The organism is Paraconexibacter sp. (genome assembly GCF_059438195.1).
On the sequence record NZ_JBLKKY010000002.1, the window covers coordinates 81,000 to 106,544 of the forward strand.

General features: G+C 74.1%; 27 protein-coding genes. 14 read left to right on the top strand and 13 right to left on the bottom strand.

Annotation, left to right across the window (positions count from 1 at the left end):
* Window positions 1–10: 10 nt before the first annotated feature.
* The gene (locus tag ACME2J_RS01115) at window positions 11–1,024 is read right to left on the bottom strand and encodes an N-acetylglucosamine kinase (protein WP_495543014.1); all 1,014 of its coding nucleotides are present in this window, start codon (window positions 1,022–1,024) and stop codon (window positions 11–13) included.
* 24 nt (window positions 1,025–1,048) lie between these two features.
* Here ACME2J_RS01115 and ACME2J_RS01120 point away from each other — a divergent pair, with 24 nt between their 5' ends.
* Window positions 1,049–1,273: a hypothetical protein gene (locus ACME2J_RS01120; RefSeq protein ID WP_495543015.1), complete on the top strand. Its 225-nt coding sequence runs from the start codon at window positions 1,049–1,051 to the stop codon at window positions 1,271–1,273.
* On the opposite strand, the gene ACME2J_RS01125 is transcribed toward ACME2J_RS01120, so the two are convergent.
* From ACME2J_RS01125 to ACME2J_RS01140, 4 genes are read right to left on the bottom strand one after another with little or no spacing between them, the layout of a single operon-like run.
* Window positions 1,257–2,336: a glycosyltransferase gene (locus ACME2J_RS01125; RefSeq protein ID WP_495543016.1), complete on the bottom strand. Its 1,080-nt coding sequence runs from the start codon at window positions 2,334–2,336 to the stop codon at window positions 1,257–1,259. The two genes, ACME2J_RS01120 and ACME2J_RS01125, sit on opposite strands and share 17 nt — an antisense overlap.
* Window positions 2,333–2,713: a hypothetical protein gene (locus tag ACME2J_RS01130; RefSeq protein ID WP_495543017.1), complete on the bottom strand. Its 381-nt coding sequence runs from the start codon at window positions 2,711–2,713 to the stop codon at window positions 2,333–2,335. Before ACME2J_RS01130 ends, ACME2J_RS01125 begins: the two co-directional genes overlap by 4 nt.
* Window positions 2,710–3,498 (bottom strand): ABC transporter ATP-binding protein, encoded by a 789-nt coding sequence (locus tag ACME2J_RS01135; protein WP_495543018.1) that lies wholly within the window; start codon window positions 3,496–3,498, stop codon window positions 2,710–2,712. Before ACME2J_RS01135 ends, ACME2J_RS01130 begins: the two co-directional genes overlap by 4 nt.
* The gene (locus tag ACME2J_RS01140; protein ID WP_495543019.1) at window positions 3,495–4,271 is read right to left on the bottom strand and encodes an ABC transporter permease; all 777 of its coding nucleotides are present in this window, start codon (window positions 4,269–4,271) and stop codon (window positions 3,495–3,497) included. The genes ACME2J_RS01135 and ACME2J_RS01140 overlap by 4 nt, the downstream gene beginning before the upstream one ends.
* On the opposite strand from ACME2J_RS01140, the gene rpiA reads away from it, so the two are divergent.
* A complete protein-coding gene (gene rpiA, locus ACME2J_RS01145; RefSeq protein ID WP_495543020.1) occupies window positions 4,270–4,965 on the top strand; it encodes a ribose 5-phosphate isomerase A in 696 nt (231 codons plus the stop codon). The two genes, ACME2J_RS01140 and rpiA, sit on opposite strands and share 2 nt — an antisense overlap.
* Here rpiA and ACME2J_RS01150 read toward each other — a convergent pair.
* The 4 genes from ACME2J_RS01150 to ACME2J_RS01165 all read right to left on the bottom strand — a co-directional run bounded on the left by ACME2J_RS01150 (window position 4,955) and on the right by ACME2J_RS01165 (window position 8,809).
* Window positions 4,955–6,010, bottom strand: a complete 1,056-nt coding sequence (locus tag ACME2J_RS01150; RefSeq protein WP_495543021.1) for an endo-1,4-beta-xylanase — start codon at window positions 6,008–6,010, stop codon at window positions 4,955–4,957. The genes rpiA and ACME2J_RS01150 overlap by 11 nt on opposite strands.
* A 13-nt stretch (window positions 6,011–6,023) precedes the next feature.
* Window positions 6,024–7,556 (bottom strand): sugar transferase, encoded by a 1,533-nt coding sequence (locus tag ACME2J_RS01155; RefSeq protein WP_495543022.1) that lies wholly within the window; start codon window positions 7,554–7,556, stop codon window positions 6,024–6,026.
* Between the two features lie 75 nt (window positions 7,557–7,631).
* Window positions 7,632–8,579 (bottom strand): UDP-glucuronic acid decarboxylase family protein, encoded by a 948-nt coding sequence (locus ACME2J_RS01160; RefSeq protein WP_495543023.1) that lies wholly within the window; start codon window positions 8,577–8,579, stop codon window positions 7,632–7,634.
* A 26-nt stretch (window positions 8,580–8,605) separates the two neighbouring features.
* Window positions 8,606–8,809, bottom strand: coding sequence for a hypothetical protein (locus ACME2J_RS01165; protein ID WP_495543024.1), 204 nt, complete (start codon window positions 8,807–8,809; stop codon window positions 8,606–8,608).
* Window positions 8,810–8,904: 95 nt separating this feature from the next.
* Between ACME2J_RS01165 and ACME2J_RS01170 the strand changes: the two genes are divergently transcribed.
* Together ACME2J_RS01170 and ACME2J_RS01175 are read left to right on the top strand one after the other, a co-directional pair.
* Window positions 8,905–9,444 (top strand): ferritin, encoded by a 540-nt coding sequence (locus ACME2J_RS01170; RefSeq protein ID WP_495543025.1) that lies wholly within the window; start codon window positions 8,905–8,907, stop codon window positions 9,442–9,444.
* A gap of 32 nt (window positions 9,445–9,476) precedes the next feature.
* Complete coding sequence (locus ACME2J_RS01175) at window positions 9,477–10,124, top strand: GNAT family N-acetyltransferase (RefSeq protein WP_495543026.1); 648 nt, start codon at window positions 9,477–9,479, stop codon at window positions 10,122–10,124.
* On the opposite strand, the gene ACME2J_RS01180 is transcribed toward ACME2J_RS01175, so the two are convergent.
* Window positions 10,024–10,686, bottom strand: a complete 663-nt coding sequence (locus ACME2J_RS01180) for a molybdenum cofactor biosynthesis protein (RefSeq protein WP_495543027.1) — start codon at window positions 10,684–10,686, stop codon at window positions 10,024–10,026. The two genes, ACME2J_RS01175 and ACME2J_RS01180, sit on opposite strands and share 101 nt — an antisense overlap.
* A 37-nt stretch (window positions 10,687–10,723) precedes the next feature.
* Between ACME2J_RS01180 and ACME2J_RS01185 the strand changes: the two genes are divergently transcribed.
* From ACME2J_RS01185 to ACME2J_RS01200, 4 genes are all read left to right on the top strand, one after another.
* The gene (locus ACME2J_RS01185; protein WP_495543028.1) at window positions 10,724–11,362 is read left to right on the top strand and encodes a class I SAM-dependent methyltransferase; all 639 of its coding nucleotides are present in this window, start codon (window positions 10,724–10,726) and stop codon (window positions 11,360–11,362) included.
* A gap of 107 nt (window positions 11,363–11,469) precedes the next feature.
* A complete protein-coding gene (locus ACME2J_RS01190) occupies window positions 11,470–13,098 on the top strand; it encodes an acyl-CoA mutase large subunit family protein (protein ID WP_495543029.1) in 1,629 nt (542 codons plus the stop codon).
* 4 nt (window positions 13,099–13,102) lie between these two features.
* The gene (locus ACME2J_RS01195) at window positions 13,103–14,347 is read left to right on the top strand and encodes an MFS transporter (RefSeq protein ID WP_495543030.1); all 1,245 of its coding nucleotides are present in this window, start codon (window positions 13,103–13,105) and stop codon (window positions 14,345–14,347) included.
* A 55-nt stretch (window positions 14,348–14,402) separates the two neighbouring features.
* Window positions 14,403–14,897 (top strand): DUF2269 family protein, encoded by a 495-nt coding sequence (locus ACME2J_RS01200; protein ID WP_495543031.1) that lies wholly within the window; start codon window positions 14,403–14,405, stop codon window positions 14,895–14,897.
* Window positions 14,898–14,903: 6 nt separating this feature from the next.
* Here the strand turns inward: ACME2J_RS01200 and ACME2J_RS01205 are convergent, their stop codons facing one another.
* Entirely contained in the window at window positions 14,904–15,191 is a 288-nt protein-coding gene (locus ACME2J_RS01205; RefSeq protein ID WP_495543032.1) for a hypothetical protein, read from the bottom strand.
* A 122-nt stretch (window positions 15,192–15,313) separates the two neighbouring features.
* On the opposite strand from ACME2J_RS01205, the gene ACME2J_RS01210 reads away from it, so the two are divergent.
* From ACME2J_RS01210 to ACME2J_RS01225, 4 genes are all read left to right on the top strand, one after another.
* A complete protein-coding gene (locus ACME2J_RS01210; RefSeq protein ID WP_495543033.1) occupies window positions 15,314–16,075 on the top strand; it encodes a hypothetical protein in 762 nt (253 codons plus the stop codon).
* 66 nt (window positions 16,076–16,141) lie between these two features.
* Complete coding sequence (locus ACME2J_RS01215) at window positions 16,142–18,274, top strand: glycosyltransferase family 2 protein (RefSeq protein WP_495543034.1); 2,133 nt, start codon at window positions 16,142–16,144, stop codon at window positions 18,272–18,274.
* Complete coding sequence (locus tag ACME2J_RS01220; protein ID WP_495543035.1) at window positions 18,271–20,346, top strand: glycosyltransferase; 2,076 nt, start codon at window positions 18,271–18,273, stop codon at window positions 20,344–20,346. The genes ACME2J_RS01215 and ACME2J_RS01220 overlap by 4 nt, the downstream gene beginning before the upstream one ends.
* Window positions 20,347–20,355: 9 nt before the next feature.
* Window positions 20,356–21,153 carry an SDR family NAD(P)-dependent oxidoreductase gene (locus ACME2J_RS01225; protein ID WP_495543036.1) on the top strand — a complete coding sequence of 266 codons (798 nt, stop codon included), beginning with the start codon at window positions 20,356–20,358 and terminating at the stop codon, window positions 21,151–21,153.
* Window positions 21,154–21,192: 39 nt separating this feature from the next.
* On the opposite strand, the gene ACME2J_RS01230 is transcribed toward ACME2J_RS01225, so the two are convergent.
* The gene (locus tag ACME2J_RS01230) at window positions 21,193–22,956 is read right to left on the bottom strand and encodes a S1 family serine peptidase (RefSeq protein ID WP_495543037.1); all 1,764 of its coding nucleotides are present in this window, start codon (window positions 22,954–22,956) and stop codon (window positions 21,193–21,195) included.
* Between the two features lie 71 nt (window positions 22,957–23,027).
* Window positions 23,028–23,513, bottom strand: coding sequence for a winged helix-turn-helix transcriptional regulator (locus ACME2J_RS01235; RefSeq protein WP_495543038.1), 486 nt, complete (start codon window positions 23,511–23,513; stop codon window positions 23,028–23,030).
* Between the two features lie 67 nt (window positions 23,514–23,580).
* Between ACME2J_RS01235 and ACME2J_RS01240 the strand changes: the two genes are divergently transcribed.
* Entirely contained in the window at window positions 23,581–25,020 is a 1,440-nt protein-coding gene (locus ACME2J_RS01240; protein ID WP_495543039.1) for an MFS transporter, read from the top strand.
* Window positions 25,020–25,520: a PaaI family thioesterase gene (locus ACME2J_RS01245; protein WP_495543040.1), complete on the top strand. Its 501-nt coding sequence runs from the start codon at window positions 25,020–25,022 to the stop codon at window positions 25,518–25,520. Before ACME2J_RS01240 ends, ACME2J_RS01245 begins: the two co-directional genes overlap by 1 nt.
* The last annotated feature ends 25 nt before the right edge of the window (window positions 25,521–25,545 follow it).

Consider the following 25,545-nt stretch of genomic DNA (forward strand, 5'->3'; position numbering starts at 1 on the left):
GTTCGGCGCATCAGAGGTGGTCGGCGGCGGCGGGGATGAGGGTGTGGACCGCGTCGCTGCGGCCGGTCGCGTGGAGCGCGAGCGCGAGCGCGCCGAGGACCGGCGGGTCGTCCGAGCGCCGCAGCTCCGCGCGCGGGAGGCGCGCGGCGACCGCGGCGTCGAAGGACGCGCGCAGGGCGCCGCCGGCCTTCCAGGTGCTTCCGGTGAGGCCGACCGGGAGGACGGCGTCCGCGCCGAGGCCGAGGCCGTCGGCGACCGCGACGACGTGGCGGGCGAGCTGCTCCCCGGCCGTGCGCAGGAGTCCGGTCGCGACCGCGTCCCCGGCCGCGGCGCAGTCCGAGACGTGGATGGCGAGGCGGGCCACGTCGTGCTTCGGGGTGCCCCGCGCGTACAGCTCGATCGCCGCGGCGCCCGCGTCGGGGGCGCCGAGCTCCTCGCAGAGGGCTTCGGTGAGCGCCGTCGCGGGTCCGCGGCCGTCGAGCGCGTGGAGGATCGCGGTGACCGCCTCCCGGCCGAGCCACCATCCCGAGCCCTCGTCCCCGAAGACGTGCCCCCATCCCCCCGCGCGGAACCCCCGGTGGCGCCCGTCGACGCCGAGGCAGTTCGAGCCCGTCCCCGCGATCATCGCGATCGCCGGGTCGCCGTTCGCGACGGCTGCCCATGCGGCGACGACGTCGTTGACGAAGATCGACCCCGGGATCCGCCCGGTCGCGGCCGCCCCGAGGGTGACGCTGTCGGTGCCCGCGCCGGCGATGACGACCGCACGGACGTCGCCGCGGCCTCCGCATGCCTCCGCGACGCCCTCGGCGAGCGCGTCGACGGCCGTCCCGAGACCGATCGCGTCCGGGTTCGCCGGTCCCGCGCGGCCGACCGTCACCGCACCGGTCGCGAGGTCGAGCCCCGCCGCGAAGGTCTTCGTCGCCCCGCCGTCGACGCCGACGACGACGCCGTCCCGCGGGCCGTCGTGGACGCGGCGCGCGAGCGCGTCAGGAAGCTGGAGGACGACGCCGGCGACACCGCTCACGCCAGGACACCCTACCCTTCTCGAGTGGCCGCCTCACGCGTTCTCCCCACGCCAGGAGCCCCCGCCCGCGTCCATCACCTCGCCCACGTCGAGGACGTGACGATCGTCCGCGTCGACGGGCCGAAGGTCGAGGTCGCGACCGATGGGGGCGAGACGCTCTCCTTCGGGCTCCACCGGCGCACCGGGCACTTCTACCTCGACGGCGGGCCGTGGACCGGCCCGCGGCTCGAGCTCACGCCCCTGCCGTAGCGCCCGCGCGCCCCGCCGCGGCGGTCCGCTCGATCGCGCCGCGCAGCGCGCTCGCCGTCGCGTCGCGGTCGAACGCCCCGACGCGCGCGGCGCCACGCCGCTGCAGCTCGGCCCGCAGCTCGGCGTCCTCGCACGCGAGCGCGACGAGCTCGGCGACGACCACGAGGTCGCGGTCCGGGACGAGCAGCGCCGCGTCGCCGGCGACCTCCGGGATCCCGCCGATCGGCCGCGCGACGACCGGCACGCCGACGTGGAAGGCCTCGAGGAGCGGGATGCAGAAGCCCTCGTGCTCGCTGAGGCAGACGAAGGCGTCGGCGGAGCGGTAGCGGTCGGCGAGCTCGTCGACCGAGAGCCCGCTCTCGAAGGTCACGGCGCCCGGGCAGAGGTCGTCGGCGAGGCCGCGGAGCGCGTCGAGGTAGTTGGGGTTGAGCGGCTCGCCGACGAGGCGCAGGCGCGCCCCCGGGAGCCGGTGGCGCCGCAGGAGCGCGAGGAGCCGGATGAGCTCGTCCTGGCGCTTGTGCGGGGCGAGCCGGCCGACGAAGAGGAGCTCGAGCCCACCCACCCCCTCCCCCCCATGGCTGCCGCGCGCCGTGCCGCCCGCGCCGAGGGGCGTCGGGTCGAAGAGGATCGGCAGGACGACGTCGCTGCCGAGCTCGGCGGCGTTGTACGCGCTCACGCCCGCGACGACGTCCGCGCGCGCCGCGTACTCGGGAAGTTGCGCCCGCCCCAGCGCGCAGTGGACCGCGACCGTCGGCTCGTAGTCCCAGAACCACCGCGCCGGCGTGACGTTGTGGCTGATGAGGAGCGTCGGGTTCGGGAGGTCGAGGACGCGGCGCAGGCGCGGCGCGTAGGCCGAGAAGTGGACGAGGACGATGTCGTCGGGCCGCAGCGCGCCCTCGAGCGCGCGCAGCGGCTCGACCTCCTTCGCGACGCGCGGATCGATGTGCGCGGCGAAGATGTCGCCGCTCCACCCCCAGGAGCGGAAGAGGTCGCGGAACACGCGGGCCTGCGTCGTCACCGCGTCGACCGGGCCGGCGCCGCTGAGGACCTGGTGGACCCTCACCCGTCCGCCTCGGGCCCGCGCTCGCCCCGCGCCTGCGCGAGCTCCTCCTCGAGCCGCGCGACGCGGTCCTCGAGCTCGGCGACGTGGACGAGGAGGTGCATGTGGAAGCGCGACTCCTGCGAGGTGAGCTCGTTGAAGTGCTGCTGCAGGCCGCGGAGCAGGAGGCGCTTGACCCACGTGATCGGCGCGCCGAGCCGCCGCGTCGAGCGCATGAGGTCCTCGTCGGGCTCGATGACCGCCCACTCCATGAGCGTCTCGGTGCTCACCCGGTCGGTCGGCTCGATCGCGAACCCCGAGAGGTCGTCGGCGTACGCGCCGGCGGCGCGGGCGGCGGCGGCGCGCTCCCGAGCGGCCTCGAGCGCGTCCTCGGGCCTCACGGAGCGACCACCCGGTGGTGGGCGGGGGCGTCCGGCGTCGCCATCATCTCGTGGTAGAGCGGCATCCCGTCGGCGACCGGACCGTCGAACACGACCTTGCCGCCGTCGAGGATGACGAGGCGCTCGCAGGTCCGCTCGACGAGGGCGGCGTCGTGGCTCACGAGGACGAGCGTCGCGCCGCCCGCCACCTGGCGCGCGATGCGCTCCTCGCACTTGCGCTGGAAGGCCTCGTCGCCGACCGCGAGCACCTCGTCGATGAGGAGGATGTCCGCCTCGAGGTGGACGGCGATCGCGAAGCCGAGCCGGACGTACATGCCCGAGGAGTACGTCTTCACGGGAACGTCGACGAACTCGCCGAGCTCGCTGAAGGCGAGGATCTCGTCGAGCCGCGACTCGATCTGCTCCCGGCTCATCCCGTAGAGCGCGCCGCCGAGCAGGACGTTCTCGCGGCCGGTGAAGTCGCGGCCGAAGCCGGCGGCGAGCTCGAGGAGCGAGACGACGTCGCCGCCGAGCTCGACCCGGCCCGAGTCGACCGGGACGATGCCGGCCAGGACGCGGAGCGTCGACGACTTCCCCGCGCCGTTGCGCCCGACGATGCCGACGGTCTCGCCGGGCGAGATGCGCAGCGACACGTCGTCGAGCGCCCGGACGACGCCCGGACCGAGGCGGTCGGCGGCCCGCGCACGGCCGAGCAGCAGCTCCTTCAGCGTGCGGCCGCGGTCGGCGCGCACGCTGAAGGACCGGGTCGCGTGCTCGAGGACGATCTCGCCGGGCCGCAGGGTCACACGATCACCGCCAGCTCGCGCTGCATCCGGGCGAACAGCACGCGCCCGGCGAGGAGGGCGACACCGGCGGCGACGACGACGTAGAGGAGCACGCCGGCGTCCGGGACCGACCCGGCGTAGAGGACGTCGCGCACGGCGCTGATGAACGGCGCGACCGGGTTCACCCACTCCATCGCGAAGCGCGCCGCCTCCTTCTCGGTGATGTCGGACGGCTCGAAGAAGATCGGGGAGAGGAAGAACCAGGGCAGGAGGATCGCGCTGAGGATCGGCGCGACGTCGCGGAAGTGGGCGTGCAGGACGCTCACCGCGAGCGCGAGGCCCAGGACGAAGACGTAGAGGGCGACGAGGACGAGCGGGAGGAGGAGCAGCGCGACGTCGACCGTCCCCCGCAGCGCCAGCGTGACGAGCCCGACGAGCGCGAGGACGACGACGAACGTGACCATCTGGACGGTCACGACGGCACCGGGGATCGTCTCGCGGGGGAAGGGCGCCTTGCGGATGAGGGCGCCCTGGTCGAGGAGCGACGGCGCCGAGGCGAGGAGCGCCTGGCTGAAGAAGATCCACACGACGAGGCCGACCATGAGGAAGAGCGGGTAGTCGTCGTGCTCGGCGACCTGGAAGACGACGCCGAACATGAGGTAGTACGCCCCCATGAGGACGAGCGGGTTGACGATGTACCACGCGACGCCCAGGGCGCTGCCCTGGTACTTCTGACGCAGCTCTCGCCGGACCATCTGCTCGAAGAGGTACCGGTAGCGGGCGAACTCCCCCATGTGCCCTGATTCTCCCACCCTCGCGCGGCGGGCGGCCGCCCGCGCCGCCGCCGAGCTCGTCGCGCCCGGGATGCAGCTCGGGCTCGGGTCCGGTCGGGCGGTGTGGGCCACCGCCGAGGCGATCGGAGCGCGGCTCGGGGCCGAGGCCGCGACCGTCGTCTGCGTGTGCGCCTCGGATCGCACCGAGCAGGCGGCCGAGGCGGCCGGCCTCACCGTCCTGCCGCTCATGGCCGACACCGCGCTCGACCTCGTGCTCGACGGGGCCGACGAGCTCACGGCGGACCTCGAGCTGCTCAAGGGCGGCGGCGGGGCCATGCTGCGCGAGCGGCTCGTCGTCTGCGCAGGACGCCGGTTCGTCGTCGTCGCCGAGCACACCAAGCTCGTCGGCCGGGTCGGGGAGACCCGGCGGCTGCCGGTCGAGGTCGTCCGCTTCGGGGCCGCCACGACGGTGCGCCGGCTCGCGCACCTCGTCGGCGATCCGGAGCTGCGCCTCGAGGACGACGGCAACCCCTTCATCACCGCTGACGGCCACCTCGTCGTCGATGCCGAGATCCCCGCCGAGGCGTCGCTGTCGCTCCTGCACCAGCAGCTCCTCACGACGCCGGGCGTCGTCGACCACGGGCTCTTCCTCGGCCTCGCCGCGGAGGCGCTGCTCGGCCGCGACGACGGGGACGTCGAGCGGCTCAGTCGCTGAGCGCCGCGGCGAACGCGCGGTAGGCCGGCTTCGGATCGAGGTCGTCGTCGAGCAGCGTCGCCGCCCCGAAGCCCGGCTGCGTCGCGGGGATCCACGAGAAGCGGTCGGTGAAGCCCCACACCGTGATGCCGCCGCACCCCTCCACGCGGCGGCAGATACGGGCGACCTCGGCGTAGATGTCGGCCTGGGCGGCGAGCTTCTCCTCCGTCACCGGGAGCGGGAGCGCGACGTCGAGCTCGGTGATGCGCACCTCCACGCCGAGCTCGGCGAACCGACGGAGGTTGTCCTCGAATCCCTCGGGGACCCCGTCGAGGTTGAAGTGCGCCTGGAAGCCGACACCGTCGAGCGGGGCGCCCGCGCCCAGGAGGTCCCGGACGAGCCCGAAGTAGGCATCGGCCTTCGGGCCGGGGGCCTCCGCGGCGATCTCGTTGATGTAGAGCTCGGCGTCCGGGTCGGCCTCGCGCGCCCACCGCAGCGCATCGGCCGGGAAGGCCTCGCCGAGGACGTCCGACCACAGCGACTCGCGGAGTCCCGACCCGTCGTCGGCGACGATCTCGTTGAGGACGTCCCACTCGGCGACGCGGCCCCGGTAGCGCTCCATCACCGTGCGGATGTGCGAGCGGAGGACCTCGCGGAGCTCCGCCCGCTCCCAGTCGCGCCCGGTCAGCCACCGAGGGAGCTGGTTGTGCCACAGGAGCGTGTGCCCGCGGACGCCCATGCCCCGGTCGGCGGCGAAGTCGACGATCGCGTCCGCCGGCGACCAGTCGTACTCGCCGCGCTCGGGCTCGAGGACACCCCACTTCATCGCGTTCTCCGGCGTCACGGACGAGAACTCGCGAGCGAGCTCCTCGCGATAGCCCGAGTAGCCGTCGAGAGCGGGGAACGGGACCGCCGTGCCGATGTCGAACGGCGCCTTCTCCTGCAGCGGCACCGGCGCGTTCGGCTCGCCGCCGACCTGCCGCTCCCGCACGACGACCGCGACCACGAAGACGGCGACGACGATGGCGCCGATGAGCCCGACTGCCACGAGCCGGCGGCGCGTCACGAGTCGCCGGCCCTCAGTACGACCCGTTGCGCGTGAGCACGGCCGGGATCGTCTTCACGAGGATCGTGAGATCGAGGAAGACGGACCAGCGCTCGAGGTAGAGGAAGTCGAGCCGCACGAGATCGTCGAAATCGAGGTCGGAGCGCCCGGAGACCTGCCACAGCCCCGTGATACCCGGAAGCACGAGGTACCGCTTGCGGTGCCAGTCCTCGAGGCGGTCGAAGTCGCGCTGGGGGAGCGGTCGCGGCCCGACGAGCGACATGTCGCCGCGCAGGACGTTGAAGAGCTGCGGGAGCTCGTCGAGGCTGAAGCTCCGCAGGAAGCGCCCGACGCGCGTGACCCTCGGGTCGTCCCGGATCTTGAAGATCGCGCCGCCCGCTTCGTTGTGCTCCTCGAGAAGCGCCTGCATCTCGTCGGCGTCGCGGTACATCGTGCGGAACTTGAGACACGCGAACGGCTGGCCGCCGATCCCCGGGCGCATCGAGCGGTAGACGATCGGCCCCCTCGACGTGAGTCGCACGGCGAGCGCCGAGGCGATGAGGACGGGCGAGAGGAAGAGGATGAGCAGGGCGCTCACGACGACGTCGAACGTCCGCTTCACGGCGAAGTCGATGCCCTCGAAGACCGGGGGCGTGAGCTCGAAGAGCGGGACGGACTGCCCGGGCACGAACTCCGCGCGGTGGATGAGGATCTCCATCGTCGACGGCGCGACCCGCACGCGGACGCCGCCCTGATGACAGCGGTCGACGAGCTCCACCGCCTGCTGCTGCGGGAAGTCGGGGTCGGCGATGATGACCTCGTGGACCCGGTGCTCGGCGATGACGTCGTCGAGGTCGTCGAGCGAGCCGAGGGACGGCAGGCCGTTGTCGGGGCGCGGAGTGAGCGAGATGAAGCCGACGAGGTGGAGGCCGCCGCTGTCCCCCGCCTTCAGCGCGTGCGCCACCTGCTCGATGTGGTGCCCGGTGCCGACGAGGATCGCGCGGCGCTCGTAGCCGGCCGCGCGCAGGAGGACCCCGGTGAGACGCTCGTAGGAGAACCGCAGGAGGCTGACGTACGCGATCGCGAACGCGAGGGAGCCGTAGAAGATGTAGTAGCTCGAGAACGTCTTCCCGTTGGCGAGCGAGAAGATGAGCGCGACGACCGTCACCTGGAAGAGCGAGGCGACGATGCGCGTGAGCCCCGGTCGGCTCGCGCGGTTCGCGTACATGTCCGATCGCGCGAAGAGGAGCGCGGTGATGAGGTAGGCGAAGGTCGCGTAGTCGTGCGTCTGGTCGAGCACGACCTCGAGCTCGAACGCGTCGCGGGCGACGTACTTGATCGAGAGCGCCGTGAAGATCGCCGCGGTGATCCCGACGAGGTCGAGCCACAGGAGCGAGACGACCCGGGCGACGCGCCGCAGGGTGTCGAGCCGGAGCAGGAAGCGGAGCGCCGGCGGGCGCTTGGAGCGCACGTCGCGCTCGGGCAGGGGCAGCGGACCGGCGACCTCAGTGGTCGCCGGCTGGGCGGGCGGGTCCTCCCGCCGGGTATCCGGAGCCCGTGTCGACATGCGCATCTTCCCGGTTTCCAACGCCGCAACCCTGCCAGATGTTCCGGCGTCTCGCGCTGCGACGCGCGCCGGATATCAGCGCGCGGTGCCGATGAGAGCGTCTCGACCGGCGTCGGCGAGGGTCCTCTCGAGGCCTTCCCGGAGCCCGATCGTGGGCTTCCAGCCGAGCAGCTCCTGCGCGCGCGTGATGTCGGGGCGGCGCTGCTTCGGGTCGTCGGTGGGAAGCGCCTCGAAGACGATCTCGGACTTCGACCCGGTGACCTCGACGACGGTCTGGGCGAGCTCGAGGAGCGTGAACTCGTCGGGATTGCCGATGTTTACGGGGAAGTGCTCACCGCTCTCGGCGAGGCGGATCATCCCGTCGATGAGGTCGCTCACGTAGCAGAAGGACCGCGTCTGGCTGCCGTCGCCGAAGACGGTGATCGGGCGATCGAGGAGCGCCTGGCGCAGGAACGTGGGGATCGCGCGGCCGTCGAAGGCCCGCATGCGGCTCCCGTAGGTGTTGAAGATCCGCATGATCGCCGTGTCCACGCCCTGCTGGTTGTGGTAGGCCATCGTGAGGGCCTCGGCGTAGCGCTTCGCCTCGTCGTAGACGCCGCGGGGTCCGATCGGGTTGACGTGGCCCCAGTAGTCCTCGGCCTGCGGGTGCACCTGCGGGTCACCGTAGACCTCGGAGGTCGAGGCGATGAGGAAGCGCGCGCGATGTCGCTTCGCGAGCCCGAGGGAGTGGTGGGTCCCGTACGAGCCGACCTTCAGCGTGTGGAGCGGGAGGCGGAGGTAGTCGATCGGCGACGCGGGCGAGGCGAGGTGGTAGACGAAGTCGACGGGCTCGTCGCTCCGGTAGGGCTCGATGATGTCGACCTGCCGGAAGACGAAGTCGGCGGACCGGATGTGCTCGATGTTCTTGAGCGAGCCGGTCTCGAGGTTGTCGACGCAGATGACGCGGTTCCCCCGGCGGAGGAGCTCATCGCAGAGATGGGAGCCGAGGAACCCGGCGCCCCCGGTGACGAGGCAGGTGGCCATATGGCGCGGGAGCCTACCCGCGGGCGCTACTTGCCACGGGCGCGGGCGGCCTTGAGGGCCGACTTCGGGACGATCTCGACGACGACGTAGCGCCGGGCGCCCTCGCGCTCGAGGTATCCCGCCTTCTCGAGCCGCTTGCAGACGACCGGGCACTTCTTGCACCGCGGCTTGTCCTTGCAGCAGCGCTTCTTCGCCTTGACGGTGGTGCCGGTGGTGAGGGTCTTCGCCATGATCGTCCGCAGCAACCCGTACCACACCGGTCGGGATTGCCTTCGGGCAACCTAACAGGAATGACGACGACCGGGGGCGGTCCTACGATGTGGGGATGCCAGCCGCCCCCTTCGTCGACAAGCTCAACGAGCAGATCGCCAACGAGTTCGCCGCCTCGCAGCAGTACGTCGCAGTCGCCGTCCACTACGACGCCCAGACGCTTCCCCGGCTCGCCGCGTTCTTCTACGCCCAGGCCGTCGAGGAGCGCAACCACGCGATGATGATGGTGCAGTACCTCCTCGACGCCGACGCCGAGGTCCGCATCCCGGCCGTCGCGGGCCCTCGCAACGACTTCAGCGACATCATCGAGCCGGTCCGCACGGCGCTCGAGCAGGAGAAGCGCGTGACCGACCAGATCGGCGCCCTCGCCTCGGTCGCCCGCGAGCACGGCGACTACTCCAGCGAGCAGTTCATGCAGTGGTTCATCAAGGAGCAGGTCGAGGAGGTCGCCTCGATGAACGACCTCCTCGCGATCGTCGAGCGCGCGCAGAAGGCCGACGATCCGCTGCGCGCCGAGGAGTGGCTCGCCCGCGAGAGCCCCGGGGCCGAGGGCGACGACCCGATGGCGCCGGCCGCGGCGGGCGGGGCGCTGTAGTGCCCGAGGGGTCGGCAGGCCACGCATGGCCTGTGCCCCTCGATCCCACGCTCGAGGGGACGATCGTGCGCCTCGAGCCCCTCGCCGAGCGGCACTTCGGCGACCTCTTCGACGCCTCCCGCGACCCCGAGGTGTGGCGATGGGTGGCCGAGCGCCCCGCGAGCCGCGAGGCCTTCGACGCGTGGCTCGGCGGAGCGCTCGACGCGCGCGCCGCGGGGACCGAGGCTCCCTTCGCGACCGTCCGGCGGGCGGACGACGTCGCGATCGGGTCGACGCGCTATCTCACGCTCCGCCCCGCCGACCGCGGCGTCGAGATCGGCTGGACCTTCCTCTCACCGCTCGCGTGGGGCACCGGCGCGAACGTCGAGGCCAAGCTCCTCATGCTCGGACACGCCTTCGACGCGCTCAGGTGCCTGCGCGTCGAGCTCAAGACGCACGAGCGCAACGCGCGGTCGCGCGGCGCGATGCTCGCGCTCGGCGCGACGTTCGAGGGGATCCATCGCAAGCACCGGATCATCCCGGGCGTGGGCGTCCGCGACACCGCCTGGTACTCGATCATCGACGACGAGTGGCCGGCGGTCAGGGACCGGCTGCGGGAGCGTCTCGCCGCTGCACCGGCGGCGTCGACTCGTGCTTCCACGCCCCCTCCTCCTTCTTCCAGAAGGGAGCACGCTCCTTGAGCGCGTCGATGATCTCGCGTGCGCCCGCGAAGGCCTCCGGGCGGTGCGGCGCGCTCGCCGCGACGAGCACGGACGGCTCGCCGAGCGCGACCCTGCCGACGCGATGCTCGACCGCGGCCGCGCAGAGACCGTGCCGGTCCACGGCCTCCTGGGCGATCTCGCGCAGCACGTCCTGGGCCATCTCGACGTAGCCCTCGTAGTCGAGGAACGGGACGTCGCGCGTGCGGCCGTCGAACGTGACGACGGCGCCGGCGCGCGGATCGGCGACCCGCGCGGCGATCGCGTCGAGCGACAGCGGCTCCTCGCGCACCGCGACGTGGACGGCGTCGGCGCCGCCGCTCACCGGCGGGACGACCGCGAGCTCGTCGCCGGGTGAGAGGGACTCCTCCTCCGCGGCGTACCGGCGGTTCACCGCGAGCACGAGGCACATCCCGGGCGGAGCGAGGTGGTCGATCGCCGCGAGGGCGTCGCGCACACGCGCGCCCTCGGGCAGCTCGAGGTCGATCTCGTCGGTGCCGGCCGCCTCGCGCAGGCCCGCGTAGAGCTTCACCGTCACGTGCACGGGACCGAGGCTACCGCGGGTCCGTACCCTCCCGGCGATGCCGCTCGTCCCCGCCCGCCTGCGCGCCCGGCTCTCGCGCGCGACCCCGCCCCGCGAGGAGCTCGTCGAGCGCCACGCCCGCGGGCGCTCGTTCGCCGACATCGGCTGCATGTGGTCGGTCGACGGCGCGATCGCCTTCGCCGCCGAGGAGGCGGGCGCCCGCGAGGTGAGCGGCATGGACGTCATGGGCGAGACGGCCGAGTACCAGGCCGAGCACGCACGCCGCGACTCGAAGGTCCGCTTCGTCCAGGGCGACCTCCACGACGAGGTCGCGCTCGCCGGGCTGGGCACGCACGACGTCGTGTGGTGCAGCGGCGTCCTCTACCACGCCCCGCACCCGCTCCTCACGCTCGAGCGGCTCGCCTCGGTGACCGGCGAGACGCTCCTCCTCGCGAGCGAGACGATCCCCGAGCGCCTCGGCCGGCGCAACGTCTGCGTCTTCGCACCCGCCCCCGGGATCCACCCGACCCACACCGAGCCGTTCGACCCCGCCCGCGGCTACGTCAACTGGTACTGGGCGATCACGCCGAGCGCCCTGCGCGCGATGGTCGGAGCGGTCGGCCTGCGGGTGACGGAGGAGCACCGCACGCCGTTCCACACGACGCTCGTCGCCCGCCGCACCGCCCCCGGGGCGTGAGTGTGGATCTGCCCGGCTGTCGGCCGGGCAGATCCACACTCACCGCGTCGGGGACCCGCACCGGGGCTGGCACGTCGCTCTCGCGCGCTCGCGCGTAGGCTGTCCGCATGGCCACATCTCCTGAGCGCGAAGACCGGCTGACCGTCGCCCCGATCGTCGGCAAGGACGACCCGCGGCACTTCACCGATTCGGGCATCGAGATCGAGCCGCTCTACACGGCGGACGACATCCCCGCGGACCTCGAGGAGCGCCTCGGCGAGCCCGGCTCGTACCCGTACACGCGCGGCGTGCACAAGGAGATGTACCGCAAGCAGCTCTGGACGATGCGCCAGTACGCGGGGTACGCGAGCGCGAAGGAGTCCAACGAGCGCTACCGCTACCTCCTCTCGCGCGGCGGCACCGGCCTCTCGATGGCCTTCGACCTGCCGACCCAGCTCGGCCTCGACTCCGACAACCCGCGCTGCCTCGGCGAGGTCGGGCGCACCGGCGTCGCCATCGACACGATCGACGACATGCGCCTCGCGTTCGACCAGATCCCGCTCGACGAGGTCTCGACCTCGATGACGATCAACGCGCCGGCCTCGGTCCTCCTCTGCCTCTACGAGCTCGTCGGCGAGGAGCAGGGCGTCCCGAGCGAGAAGCTCCGCGGGACGACGCAGAACGACGTGCTCAAGGAGTACATCGCCCGCGGCAACTACATCTACCCGCCGAAGCCGACGATGCGGCTCACGACGGACCTGTTCGCCTACTGCAAGGACAACATCCCGAAGTGGAACACGGTGTCCATCTCGGGCTACCACTTCCGCGAGAAGGGCTGCTCGGCCGTCCAGGAGGTCGCGTTCACGCTCTGCAGCGGCATCGCCTACGTGCAGGCCGCCGTCGACGCCGGGCTCAAGGTCGACGACTTCGCCCCGCGTCTCGCCTTCTTCTTCAACGGCCACAACAACGTCTTCCAGGAGGTCGCGAAGTTCCGCGCCGCCCGGCGGATGTGGGCGACGATCATGAAGGAGCGCTTCGGCGCCGAGAACCCGAAGTCGATGATGCTGCGGTTCCACACGCAGACCGGTGGCGTCACCCTCACCGCGCAGCAGCCGGTGAACAACATCGTCCGCGTCGCGCTCCAGGGCTTCGCCGCGGTGTGCGGCGGCACGCAGTCGCTTCACACCAACGGCTTCGACGAGGCGCTCGCGCTCCCGTCGGAGACGGCTGCGAAGACCGCTCTGCGCACCCAGCAGATCATCGGCCACGAGTCCGGGGCCACCGACACCGTCGACCCGTTCGCCGGCAGCTACTTCGTCGAGGCGCTCACGGCCGAGATCGAGACCCGCGCCTACGACCTCATCCACAAGGTCGACGAGCTCGGGGGGTCGGTGAACGCGATCGAGTTCATCACCGGCGAGATCGACGAGTCCGCCTGGGGCTACCAGGAGCGCTACCGCCTCGAGCAGGACGTCGTCGTCGGCGTCAACCGCTTCGTCGAGGAGGAGCTCGAGGTGCCGGACCTCCTCCGCGTCGACCCGGCCTCCGAGAAGGCGCAGGTCGACCGGCTCAAGGAGTTCAAGGCGAACCGCGACCAGCAGGCCGTCGAGCAGCGCCTCGAGCAGCTCCGCGAGGCGGCCCGCGGCACCGACAACCTGCTGCCGCACATCAAGAACGCGCTGCGCGACCGAGCCTCGATGGGCGAGGTGTGCGGCGCGATGCAGGACGTCTTCGGCAAGTACACGCCGACGTTCTGAGCCGATGACGACAGAGGCCCTGCATCGGAGGACGATGCGGGTCCTCCTCGCCTCGCAGGTCCTCGCCGGCGCGGGACTCGCGGCGGGGGTGACGGTCGGCGCCCTCCTCGCCGAGGACATGATCGGCTCGACGGGGTCGGCCGGCCTTCCCGCCGCGCTCTTCACGCTCGGCTCGGCCGGGGCGGCGATCGGCGTCGGTCGCCTGTCCGAGCGCGCGGGGCGGCGACCGGGGCTCGCGGCCGGCTACGCGGTCGGCGCGCTCGGCGGGGCGGGGGTCGTCCTCGCCGCCGCCGTGGACTCGGTCGCGCTCCTCTTCCCGTCGCTCTTCCTCTACGGCTCCGGGATCGCGACGAACCTCCAGGCGCGGTACGCGGGAGCGGACCTCGCCCCGCCCGACCGGCGCGGGAGAGCCGTGAGCACGGTCCTCGTCGCGACGACGCTCGGGGCCGTCGTCGGGCCGAACCTCGTCGAGCCGACGGGGTCGATCGCCGAGGCCGTCGGCGTCCGCGAGCTCGCCGGCCCCTTCATGCTCGCGTCCGCGGCCTACGCGCTCGCCGCGCTCACCGTCGTCGTCCTCCTGCGGCCGGACCCCCTTCTCGTCGCCCGCGAGCTCGACGCCCCAGGGGCCGAGGCCGGGGACCGCGCGCCGGAGCCGCCGGCCGGCCCCGACGCGACGGTGCGCCTCGCGGCGGCCGCGATGATCCTCGCCCAGCTCGTCATGGTCGCGGTGATGACGATGACGCCCGTCCACATGCGCGACCACGGGCACAGCATCGGCGACGCGGGGATCGTCATCTCGATCCACATCGCCGCGATGTTCCTCCCCTCGCCGCTCACCGGGCAGCTCCTCGACCGCCTCGGCCGCCGGCCGGTCATCGCCGCAGGGGGCATGACGCTGGTCCTCGCCGGCATCCTCGCCGCGTCGGCGCCGCCCGAGTCGATGGCGCTCCTCACCGTCGCCCTCGCGCTCCTCGGCCTCGGCTGGAACTTCGCGCTGCTCGGCGGCACCGCGCTCGTCACCGACGCCGTCCCGCTCGCCCGGCGTGCCCGGACCCAGGGGACGGTCGACCTCGGGGTCGCTCTCTCCGGCGCGGGGGGAGGGATGGCGAGCGGCGTCGTCGTCGCCTCCGCGAGCTACGCCGCGCTCTCGCTCGCCGGCGGCCTGCTCGCCCTCGCGCTTCTGCCGGTGCTCCTCGCCGAGCGCCGACGCGCGCCCGCGGAGCCCGTGGTCGAGGGCGCCGCCGCCTGAGCCCCTCGGCGGAGGATGTTCCGCCCGGGCCCGCTGCGCTCTAGGCTTCCCGCCCATGCTCGCGATCCGGTTCTACGACGTCGTCGTCGCCGTGCACGTCCTCGGCGTCGTCGTCGCGTTCGGCATCACCTTCGTCTACCCGGTCCTCATCGAGTTCGTGAAGCGCCGCCAGCCCCATGCGATGGCGGCCCTCCATCTCGCCCAGGACGAGATCGGCAAGAAGGTGATCACCCCGGGGATGGTCGTCGTGCTCGTCGCCGGCATCTACCTCGCGACCGACGCCGAGCTGTGGGACCGCTCGTGGGTGAGCGGCCCGATGGCGATCCTCATCGTCCTCTTCGGGCTCGGCGGCGCCTTCTTCTCGCCGCAGGAGCGCCGGCTCGCCGAGCTCGCCCAGAAGGACATCGCGACGGCCGCGGGCTCGACGGTGGAGTTCAGCGCCGAGTACGAGTCGCTGTACGCGCGCGTGCGGACGGTCGGGCTCGTCGCCGCCGCGCTCGTCGCCCTCGCGGTCTTCCTCATGGTCGCGAAGCCGGGCGGCTACACCTGAGAGGCCCTACGCCGGCGTGAGGACGCGCTCCCCGTGGGAGGCGTCCCTCGCGGCCGGCGACATCGGCGGCCACGGGTCCGGCGGATGGTCGGGCATGCGCCAGCCGCCGCCGCCCTCGTCCTCGTCGTCGTCGCGCCGGGCCCCCTCGGCGACCGGCTCGCGGAACGCCGCCCAGATGACGCCGACCTCGACCGCGGTGCCGAGCACGACGCAGCCGATGACGTACGACCCCGAGGCGAGAGTCGCAGCGACCGCCGCGCAGACGGCGAGAGCGATGCCGATCGTCCTTCGCATGTGAATGCTCATACGCGCAAGTCCCGGACCAGGATCCGTAAAAGACCGCAACCGGGAGGAAGTTCAGCAGGTCGGTGGAACTTCTTGTCGCGATGCCCGATGCCACCGTTCGCCGAACACTCGTGAAGAGCCCGCCCGAGCTGTGGGCCGAGCTGAGCGACGTCACCGCCCTCGCCCGCCATCTCGGTGAGTTCGGCGAGATCCGCATCACCCGGACGGACCCCGAGACGACCGTCGCCTGGGAGGGCGACCGCGCATGCGGCACGGTCGAGATCGAGTCGAGCGGGTGGGGGACGAAGGTGACGCTCACGGCGACGCCGACGCAGCCGGCCGAGCCGGCCGCGGCGACCGTCGACGTCGAGGAGCCGGCCGGCGAGGCGGAGCCCGAGGCGCCGGCGGCGGAGGACGAGGCGGCCGCACCGGAGGCCGAGGCGGCGCCGTGGGACGAGCCCGAGGCGCAGGAGCCGGCGAAGCCGGAGCCCACGCCCGAGCCCGCGCCCCGTGCCGCCCCGGCCCCCGAGCCGCCGCGCTCGCGCCCGGGCTTCTTCGCCCGGCTGTTCGGCCGGCGCCCGAAGCCCGCCGACGTCGCGCCGGTCGTCGAGGAGGCCGTCGAGGGCGAGCCGGAGCCCGCGCCCCGGCCGGCCGAGGAGCCCATCGCCGCCGAGGAGCCCGCCGCCGTCGAGGTGCCCGAGGAGCTGGAGCCCGCGGGCGTCGCCGTGACGCCCTCGGAGGCCGAGACCCCCTCCGAGCCCGCCGCCGAGGAGGCCGAGGCGGCCGAGACGACCGCGCGAGAGCCGCTCACCGGCGAGCGCGCCGAGGAGATCCTCGCCGCGGTCCTCGACGACCTCGGCGCCGCGCACCACCGCCCCTTCTCGCGGAGCTGATCGACGGCGGGGCGGCGACGGAGCCCGCGCCGCCTCCGCGCCGCGGGCTCGGGATAGAGTGGCGCGGTGCTCCACCTGTGGACGGAGGACCGTGAGCACGCCGCCCGTGTCCTCGCCGTGCGCGCGCTCATCACCGCCGAGGCGACTCCGGAGATCGACGTCCTCGCCGACGGCCACGCCGTCGCCCGAGCGCTCGTCCGGCGGCTCACCGGCCCCGCGGTGGCCCCATGGACCCATCAGATCGCCGCGATCGTCGACCTGACGACCTGGACGCCGGGCGAGCACGTCCTCACGGTCCGCGCTCGCGTCGCCGGGACGGAGGTCGCCCGCGAGTCCCGCACCGTCGTCGTCGACCCGGCCGCCGTGTACGCGCCGCTGCGGGCGTGCGCCGACCCCGGGCTCCCCGACGAGTGCGCCCCGCCCGCCGATGTCCCGCTCCTCATCGCACCGATCGGCCCGGCCGCTCGGGACCCGGCGACCGACGTCGCGCTGCGTGCGGGCCTCCGGGACGGCGACGAGAGATGGCGGCCGCCCCCCGGCTCCGAGGCCCGGCTGCCCGATGCGCTCCGGGCTCTCGTCCGGTCGCGGCTCCCGTACGCGCTCCTCGTCGAGGAGACCGGCGTCCTCGCCCCCGGCGCGACGCGCCGGCTGCGTCGCGCCGTCGTCGACCACGCCCACCCGGACGTCGTCTACGGGGACGACGAGCTCGCCGACCCCGCGCCGGGCGACGCCCCCGTGCGCCTCAAGCCGACGTGGTCGCCCGACCTCCTCCTCCAGACGCCCTACGCGGGTCCCCTCGCGCTCGTCGGTCGGGACGCGGCCGCCGCCGCGCTCGCCGCGGAGGAGGGGCCGGCGGACCTCCGCGAGCTCCTCCTCGGACTCGACGTGCGCCGCGCTCGCGTCGTCCACGTGCCCCGGTCCCTCTTCATCCGGACCGCGCCGGCCGCCGACCGCGGGGCTCCGCTCGCGACGGCGCCCGACGCGCCCGGGGTCGAGCGGTGCGTGAGCGTCGTCATCTGCACCCGCTTCGCGGACGAGCACGTCGCCGACTGCCTCGAGAGCCTCGCGCCCGCCGCCGCGCACACGCCGCTCGAGATCGTCCTCGTGGCCGACGGCGACCCCCCGGCGGACGTCGCCGCGGCGCTCGACCGCCTCGCCGCGCCCGTCGTCCGCGTCCCGCAGGACAGGCCGTTCAACTACTCGGCCGCCTGCAACGCGGGTGCCCGGGCGGCCCGCGGCAGCGAGCTCCTCTTCCTCAACGACGACGTCGTCGCCACCGACGACGCGTGGCTCGAGCGGATGCGGGCGTGGCTGCACCGGCCCGGCGTCGGCCTCGTCGGCGCACATCTCACCTACCCCGGCGGGCTCCTCCAGCACACCGGGGTCGTCACGCATCCCATCCGCATCGACAACCTCGGGTGCGCCTGGCCGGCCGACGCGCTCCCCGGCGGCGCGTCCAGGACGGCGACCAACCCGCCCGCGGTCACGGGCGCCTGCACGCTCGTGCGCAGCGAGTCGTTCACGGCCGTCGGCGGCTACGACCCGGCGCTCGTCCTCGAGTTCAGCGACGTCGACGTCGCGATGCGGCTCGCCGAGCACGGTGTGCGCACCGTCTCGACGCCGGAGGCGCGCCTCGTCCACCACGAGGGAGCGACGCGCGGGTCGAGCCCCGGGCCGGGCGACCGCGAGCGCTTCATGCAGCGCTGGGGCCCGTTCCTCGAGACCGGCGAGCCGGTCGCGCACCCAGCGCTCGACCCGCTGCGCGAGATCGATCCCCCGTGCCCGTCCCGCGGCGAGGCGCCGTCGCTCTTCTCCCGAGAGTCGCCGTGGTCGCCCGCCTCGCCGGCGGCCAGGCGACGACACGCAGCGGGCCCGGCGGCGCGCACCGCCGCGGCGAGGGTCGAGTGGCTCGAGAGCGAGCTCGAGCGGCTCCGCGCGGCCGCCGAGGGGCTGCGTCACGACCGCGAGCTCGCCGGCGTGGGCGAAGCGCTCGCGCAGCAGGCGATGCACGCCCGGTGGGGGGAGCGCGACGCGGAGCGGGATCGGGCCGACGCGCTGCGCCGGGAGGCGCTCGCCGCCGGTGACCGCGCCGTCGCGGCCGAGCAGCGGCTCGACGAGCTCGCCGGCACGCGGGCGTGGCGGCTCGCGCGCGCGTTGCAGGACCTCCGGCGTCGGCTCGTCGGAGGGGCCGGACGATGAGGATCGCGTTCCTCGTCCACCAATACGGTCCGCACGAGGTCGGGGGGACCGAGCTCTACACCGCGGGCCTCGCGCGACGCGCGCTGCGCGACGGGGACGACGTCGTCGTCATCGCCGGTCGGGAGGATCCGTCGGCGGATCCCGCGTCGTGGACGACGAGCGACGAGCAGGTCGAGGGCGTCCGCGTCCGCCGGATCTCGCGGAACCTCTCGGCCGCGCCGAGCGTCGTCGGCTGGGAGCACGACGACCCCGAGACGGGGGCGCGCGTCGCCCGTCTCCTCGCGGAGGACCCGCCCGATCTCGTGCACGTCACGCACGGCCTCCGCCTCGGCGCCTCGGCGATCGAGTCCTGCCAGACGCTCGGCATCCCGTCCGTCGTCACGCTCACGGACTTCTGGTTCCTCTGCCCGCGTCACACGCTCCTGCGCCCCGACGGCGCGACGTGCGCCGGGCCGACGGACCCCGACGCGTGCCTGGAGTGCGTCGCCGACCTCCACGGCGTCGCGCCGACGCGGGCCGCCCGCGCCGTCCTCGCCGCCCGGCCCGCCCGGCTGCGCCGGGCGCTCGACGCAGCGACGAGCGTCGTCGCGCTCTCCCGCTTCCAGCGGGACGTCCACCTCGCCCACGGTCACGACCCGGCGCGGATGCGCGTCCTCCCCCACGGCATCGAGACGGACGGGCTCGACGTCGCGCCGCGCCCCGGGTCGCGCGCGCGCCTGGTGTGCGTCGCGCACCTCGTCCCGCACAAGGGCCAGGACATCGCCGTCGCGGCGCTGCGGGCCCGCCCCGACATCGACGCGGAGCTCGTCCTCGTCGGTGCCCCGGGGGCCGACGCCGACTACGTCGCGAACCTGCGCGCCGCTGCCGCTGCCGACCCGCGGATCCGGATCGCGGACCCCGTGCCGCGGGCCCGACTCGGTGAGGTCTACGCCGACGCCGACGCGCTCGTCCTCCCGGCGCGCTGGTACGAGAACGACCCGCTCGTCGTGAAGGAGGCGCTCCACATCGGCCTCCCGGTCCTCGTGAGCCGGATCGGGAGCCTCTCCGAGCAGGTCCGCGACGGGGTCGACGGCTTCACCATCGACCCCGAGGACGTCGCGGGCTGGGGTCGGGCGTTCGCGGCGGTGGCCGCGGAGCGCCGCCGGGGCCCGGGCCGAGCGCAGCCGACGGCCGAGGAGACGTACGCCGCGACCCCGCGCGATCTGGGAGGAGGCGGTCGCATGACGGCGACCCTCCACCTCGTCGACCTCCTCGGCTCCGCGGCGATCGACGCGCCGGGGCCGCAGCACGTCGAGCCCCGCCAGCTGCACGTCGGCGCCGACAGCCGCGCCGGGCTCTTCCAGCACCCTCCGAGCGCCGTGCGGTTCAGGCTTCCCGCGTGGGCGAGCGACGGGCGGCTCGAGACGGCGGCCGGCGTGACGAACGCCGTGCTCGGACGCATCGGCGGTCCGGTCACCTTCCGGGTCGGGACGACGGCGGTCGCGGGGGGCGAGGTCACGTGGCTCGCCGACCGCGTCCTCGACGGGCGCCGGGACGAGCCGGACGGCTGGGTCGCGGTCGAGGTGGAGCTCTCCGGGGCGGCCGAGATCGTCCTCGCGACGGAGGCCGACGACGCCTCGCACGCGTGGGTCGGCTGGGCGGACCCGCTCGTCCGCGGGCGGGGCCGGCCGCCGGCGCCGCGACGGCGTCCTGCGCCGGGGGCCGCCCACCACGTCCTGCTCGTCACCGCCGACGCTCTCCGCGGCGACCACCTCCTCGGTCCCGAGGTGCGCACGCCTCGCCCGCCGCGACCGGCGAACGCCCGCCGGCGTACCCGTGAGGCAGGGGAGCGCCGCCTCGTCGCGATCCTGGACCGCGTCGTGCTGGAGAGCCCGCGCGACGTGCTGCGGGCGCTGCCCGCGCTGCCGAGCGACCCGTTCAGCACCCGCGACGTCGCCGAGCTGCTGCGCTGCGACCGGACGCTCGCCCAGCGCACGCTGTACTGCCTGCGCGCCCTCGGGATCGTCGAGCGGGCCGGTCGCCGCGGTCGCACCCCGCTCCACGTGGCCCCGCTCCGCCAGCCGGACGACTAGCGTTCGCCCATGGAGATCTCAGAGGGGACGAGGGCGCTCATCACCGGCGCCTCGCGCGGCATCGGCCGCGAGCTCGCGACGACGCTCGCCGGACGCGGCGCCACCGTGGGCCTCGCCGCCCGCTCGGCGGACGAGCTCGACGCGCTCGCGACGTCGCTGCCCGGCGACCACGTCCCGCTGCCGTGCGACGTCGCCGACGCGGAGAGCGTGCGGAACGCGGTCGAGGCGTTCGTCGACCGCGCCGGCGGGATCGACCTCCTCGTCGCGAACGCCGGCGTCACGCACTACGGCCCCTTCCGGGACCAGTCCCTCGACGAGATGCGGCGCATGACCGACATCAACTGGTACGGGACGCTCCACCTCGTGCACCACGGCCTCCCGCACCTCCTCGGCGCCGGGGGCGGGCACATCGTCGTCGTCAGCTCGGGGGCCGGCCTGCGCTCGTTCCCGCAGGCGGCCGTCTACGGCGCGACGAAGGCGGCGCAGCGCATGTTCGCCGAGGCCCTGCGTCACGAGCTGGCGGGCACCGGCGTCTCGCTCACGACCGTCTACCCCGGCGAGATCGCGACGTCGCTGCACGACCACGAGAAGGACCGCATGCCGGACTGGTACCGCGGCGGCCCCGACGCCGCCCCGGCCACCGAGATGGCGGAGAAGATCGTCGCGGCGGTCGAGAGCGACGCCCGCGACCTGTCCCACCCGCCGATCGTGCGCCTCCTGCGCGTCGCGAACGGCGTGTCGCCCCGGCTCGCCGACACGATGCTCCGTCGCCTGCGCGGCGCGAGCGCCGCGCCGCGCAGGGACTGAGAGAGCCCCTCACGGTGAGGGGCTCTCCACGAGGCTCTCTCAGCCTCCGCCGACCTGCTTCGCGGTCTGCTCGCCGCGCATCCGCTCGGGCAGGTAGCCCGTGAACTGGATCGAGAGCTGGCCGCCCTCGGCGGCCGCGCCCGTGAGCCGCTCGTCGATCGACCAGCGGCCGTCCCGGATCCGCGCGCGGTAGTTGATGAACTTCACCGCGCCGTCGGCGTCGTCGTAGCCGTAGCGGATGCGCACGATGCCGCGGGCGTCGTCGCTGATCGTCCCGCCGACCTCGAGCCGGCCGCCCCGCAGCCGGGCCGTGCGACGCTCGAGGTTCGCCTTCACGCGAGCGGCGCGGAGGCGGACGTCGTCGGGACGCACCCTCGTGTTGCCGGCGTAGTCGATCTCGACGATCCCGCTCGTCTGGTCGCGCATCTTCGACGGCAGCTTGCGGTCGATCTTGAGGACGCCGTCGGCGGGCACCTTCGCCGTGAAGCGGAAGCGCTCGCCACCGGCCTCGAGCTCGAAGGAGAGCGTGTCGCCGGCCGCGCGCTTCGTGATCTCGACGAGCATGTCGAGCCGGCCGTCGTCGATGCGGTTGCGGCGCACGCGGAGCTTCGCCGGGTTCTTGGCGACGAGCTCGGCGATCGCCGACGACGGGATCTTCAGCGCCGCCGTCGTGCGGTTCTTCGCCCCCGCGGCGTTCACCGCGGTGACCGTGCAGGTGATGGACTTCTCCGCGTCCGCGGCGTTCAGCTTGTAGGTCGCGCTCTGCGAGTCCTGCAGCGTCACGCCGTCGCTGCGCGTGAAGCGGTAGCGGAACGCCGGGGCGCTCGTCCAGCCGCCGGGGACGCAGCCGATGCGGTTGCGGGCGGCGTCGAGACCGAGCACCGGCGGGATGAAGTTGCGGAGCACGGCGCCGGCGTCCGGCTTGAAGAAGCCGCGCTGCGGGGCGACCTCGGCGTACGCGCCGGGGAACCGCGGGTCACCGCAGCCGGCGCCGAAGCTCACGAGCCCGATGAGGATCGGGACGCCGTCGGAGACCGCGGCGAGCGGACCGCCGGAGTCGCCCTGGCAGGCGTCGCGGTTGCCCTCGGGCGCGCCGGCGCAGATCGTCTCGCTCGTGTCGATCGCGCCGTAGACGGCGGCGCACGTCGCGTCCGTGTAGACGTCGACGGAGACCGCGCGCAGCTCCGTGGGGAAGCTCGGGGGCGGCGTGAGGATCGGGAGCAGTGGCGCGCCGTCCTGCGGCGTCGTGCTGCCCCAGCCGCTCACGACGGCGATGTCCCCGCCGTCGCCGTCCCAGAGCGACGCCTCCTCCGGCGTCGCGAGCTCGATCGGCTTGATCTCGTCGTTGAACGCGAGCGGGGTCGCGAGCGTGAGGACGGCGTAGTCGTGCGAGAAGGGCGCCGCGGCCGTGTTGCGCGGATCGCGCGTGATCTGCGTCACGGCGATCTCGGTGCCGTCGTCGGCGACGGTCGTGCCGTTGCCGAGGTTCGTCGCGCCGACGAGGACCTCGATCTCGGAGGGCTCGAGCGGCCCGTCGCCGTCGTAGGTGCAGTGGGCGGCGGTCGCGACGCGCGTCGTGTCGATGATCGCGCCGCCGCAGAAGGCCCGGGTGCGGTCCGGCCCGATGCCGGCCGAGAGCAGAGCGACCTGCCACGGGACGGTCGCGGCACTCGTCGGCACCCCCCCGATGATGCGCGGAGACGCGGTCTCCGCGATCGCCGCCGGCGCAGCGGCAGCGGTCGTGACGGCGCTCGCGAGCGCGACGAAGATCGCGCGCGCAGCCCTCCCTGAGACAGCTCGCATCGGGAAGACCCTAGTCAAACCGCCGGTGCTCGCGCGCCGACAGGGCGCGCAGCCGCGGCTCCGGGACGCCCTCAGGCGCGTGCGCGGCGGCGCAGCGGATGGTCGGGGGCGGCTCCGGGGCCGACCTCGGCGACGGCGTCGCGCGGGCCGAGCGGCTCGCCGCACGTCGCGCACGTGCGGTGGCCGGTGAGCTCGCCTCCGCAGTCGCGATGGCGCAGGACGACGGGTGGGCCGGCGTCCGTCGGCGCGTAGCGGTCACCCCACTGCATGAGCGAGACGACGACCGGCCACAGGTCGACGCCCTTCTCGGTGAGGAGGTACTCGTCCCGCGGCGGACGCTCCTGGTACCGGCGGCGCTCGAGGATGCCGGCGGCGACGAGCTTGTCGAGGCGCGAGCTCAGCGTGTTGCGGGCGATGCCGAGGTCGGACTGGATCTCGTCGAAGCGGCGGAGCCCGAGGAAGACGTCGCGGAGGACGAGCATCGTCCACCGCTCGCCGACGATCTCCAGGGTCCGGGCGATCGAGCAGGTCTGTCCCTCGTAGTCGCTGCGCAGCATCTCTGCCACCCAGGGTAGCGCGAGTTGGTTGCATCACGCAACTGACTGACGTAGAGTGCGTTTCATCATGAAACTCACAAGCCTCGCCTCAGGACGCGTCGACCGCCGATGGCAGGTCCTCGTCGTCGTCTGCGTCGGGATCTTCGTCTCGAGTCTCGACCTCTTCATCGTCAACGTCGCCTTCCCGGACATCCGGGAGGATCTCGGCGGCGCGAGCCTCTCCGGGCTCTCGTGGGTGCTCAGCGCCTACGCGATCGTGTTCGCCGCCCTGCTCGTCCCGGCAGGCCGGTGGGCGGACGCCGTCGGCCGCCGCCGCGGCTTCCTCCTCGGCCTCGCGGTCTTCACCCTCGCGAGCGCCCTCTGCGCCCTCGCGACCTCGGTCGAGGCGCTCGTCGCCGCGCGCGTCCTCCAGGCGGCCGGGGCCGCGCTCCTCGTGCCGACCTCCCTGGGACTCCTCCTCCCCGAGTTCCCCGCGGAGCAGCGGCCCGTCGCCATCGGCGTCTGGGCGGCGTCGGGCGGGGTGGCCGCCGCGGCCGGCCCGCCGGTCGGCGGTCTCCTCGTCGGCCTCGGATGGCAGTGGGTCTTCCTCGTCAACGTGCCCGTCGGACTCGTCGCGCTCGTCGCCGCGCGGCGCATCCTGCGCGAGGTCCGCGACCCCGAGACGCGGCGCCCCGACGTCCTCGGTGCCGTCGCGCTCGCGCTCGGCACCGGCGCGGTGGTCGCCGCGATCGTGAGCGCCGAGGACTGGGGGTGGACGGGGGCGCGGACGCTCGGCCTCGCCGCCGCCGGCGCGCTGCTGCTCGTGGTCGTCGCGGACCGCTCCCGCCGCCATCCCGCTCCGATCCTCGAGCCCGCGCTCGTCGGGGTGCGCTCGTTCCGGCTCGCGGTCGCCGCCGCGGCGCTCTTCTTCGTCGCCTTCGCGGCGATGCTGCTCGGCGCGGTGCTCTACCTCACCGCCGTGCGCGGCGAGGACGTCCTCGACGCCGGGCTCATGCTCGCGCCCGGCCCCGTCGTCGCGGCGCTCGCGAGCGTGCCCGGGGCGCGACTCGGCGCACGCATCGGTCCGCACGCCGCGGGCGCGGCCGGAGCGCTCCTCTTCGCGGCGGGCGCGGCCTGGTGGCTCGTCGGGCTCGGCGAGGGCGCCTCGTACGCCGGCGGCTTCCTCCCGGGCATGATCGTCGGCGGCCTCGGCGTCGGACTCGTCAACCCGGCGCTCACCTCGGCCGCCGCCGCCTCGCTGCCCCCGACGCGGTTCGCGACCGGGGCGGCGCTCCTCACGATGGGGCGTCAGCTCGGGACGGCGCTCGGCGTCGCCCTCCTCGTCCCGCTTCTCGGGACGCCGGACGGGCCGGGCGCCTTCGACGGGGTGTGGGCGCTCATGCTCGGGGCTGCCCTCGCCTCGGCCGCGGCGCTCCACGCGGTCGGGCCCCTCGCGGCCCCCGCCGCTGCGGCGCGTCCCGCGACGACCGGCAGCATCTCTCCCGCGGCGGCGGAGGTGGTCGCATGATGGGCGCCGGCTCGCACGCCTTCACCTGGGAGGACCCGACCGAGACGATCACCGCGGGCCTGCGGATGAGCGGGCTCGAGATCTGGCGGGGCATCGCCGCCGGCGAGCTGCCGCGGCCGCCGATCGGCGCGCTCCTCGACTTCTCGCTGCCGCTCGTCGAGGAGGGGCGGATCGTCTTCGCCGCCGACACGGCCGGGTGGATGCTCAACCCGCTCGGCGCCGTGCACGGCGGGATGATCGCGACGATGCTCGACTCGTGCGTCGGGTGCGCGGTCCACACGACGCTCCCGGCCGGGGTCGGCTACACGACGCTCGAGCTGAAGATCAACTACGTGCGCGGGATCCCGGCCGACGCGGGGGAGCTGCTCGCGGAGGGGACCGTCCTCCATGCGGGGCGGACGGTCGCCACGGCGGAGGGGAAGCTCACCTCGGCGGCGGACGGGAGGCTCCTCGCCCACGCGACGACGACCTGCCTCCTCCTGCGACCCCCGTCGCCCTGACGGCGGCGAGCACGCGAGAGCGCGG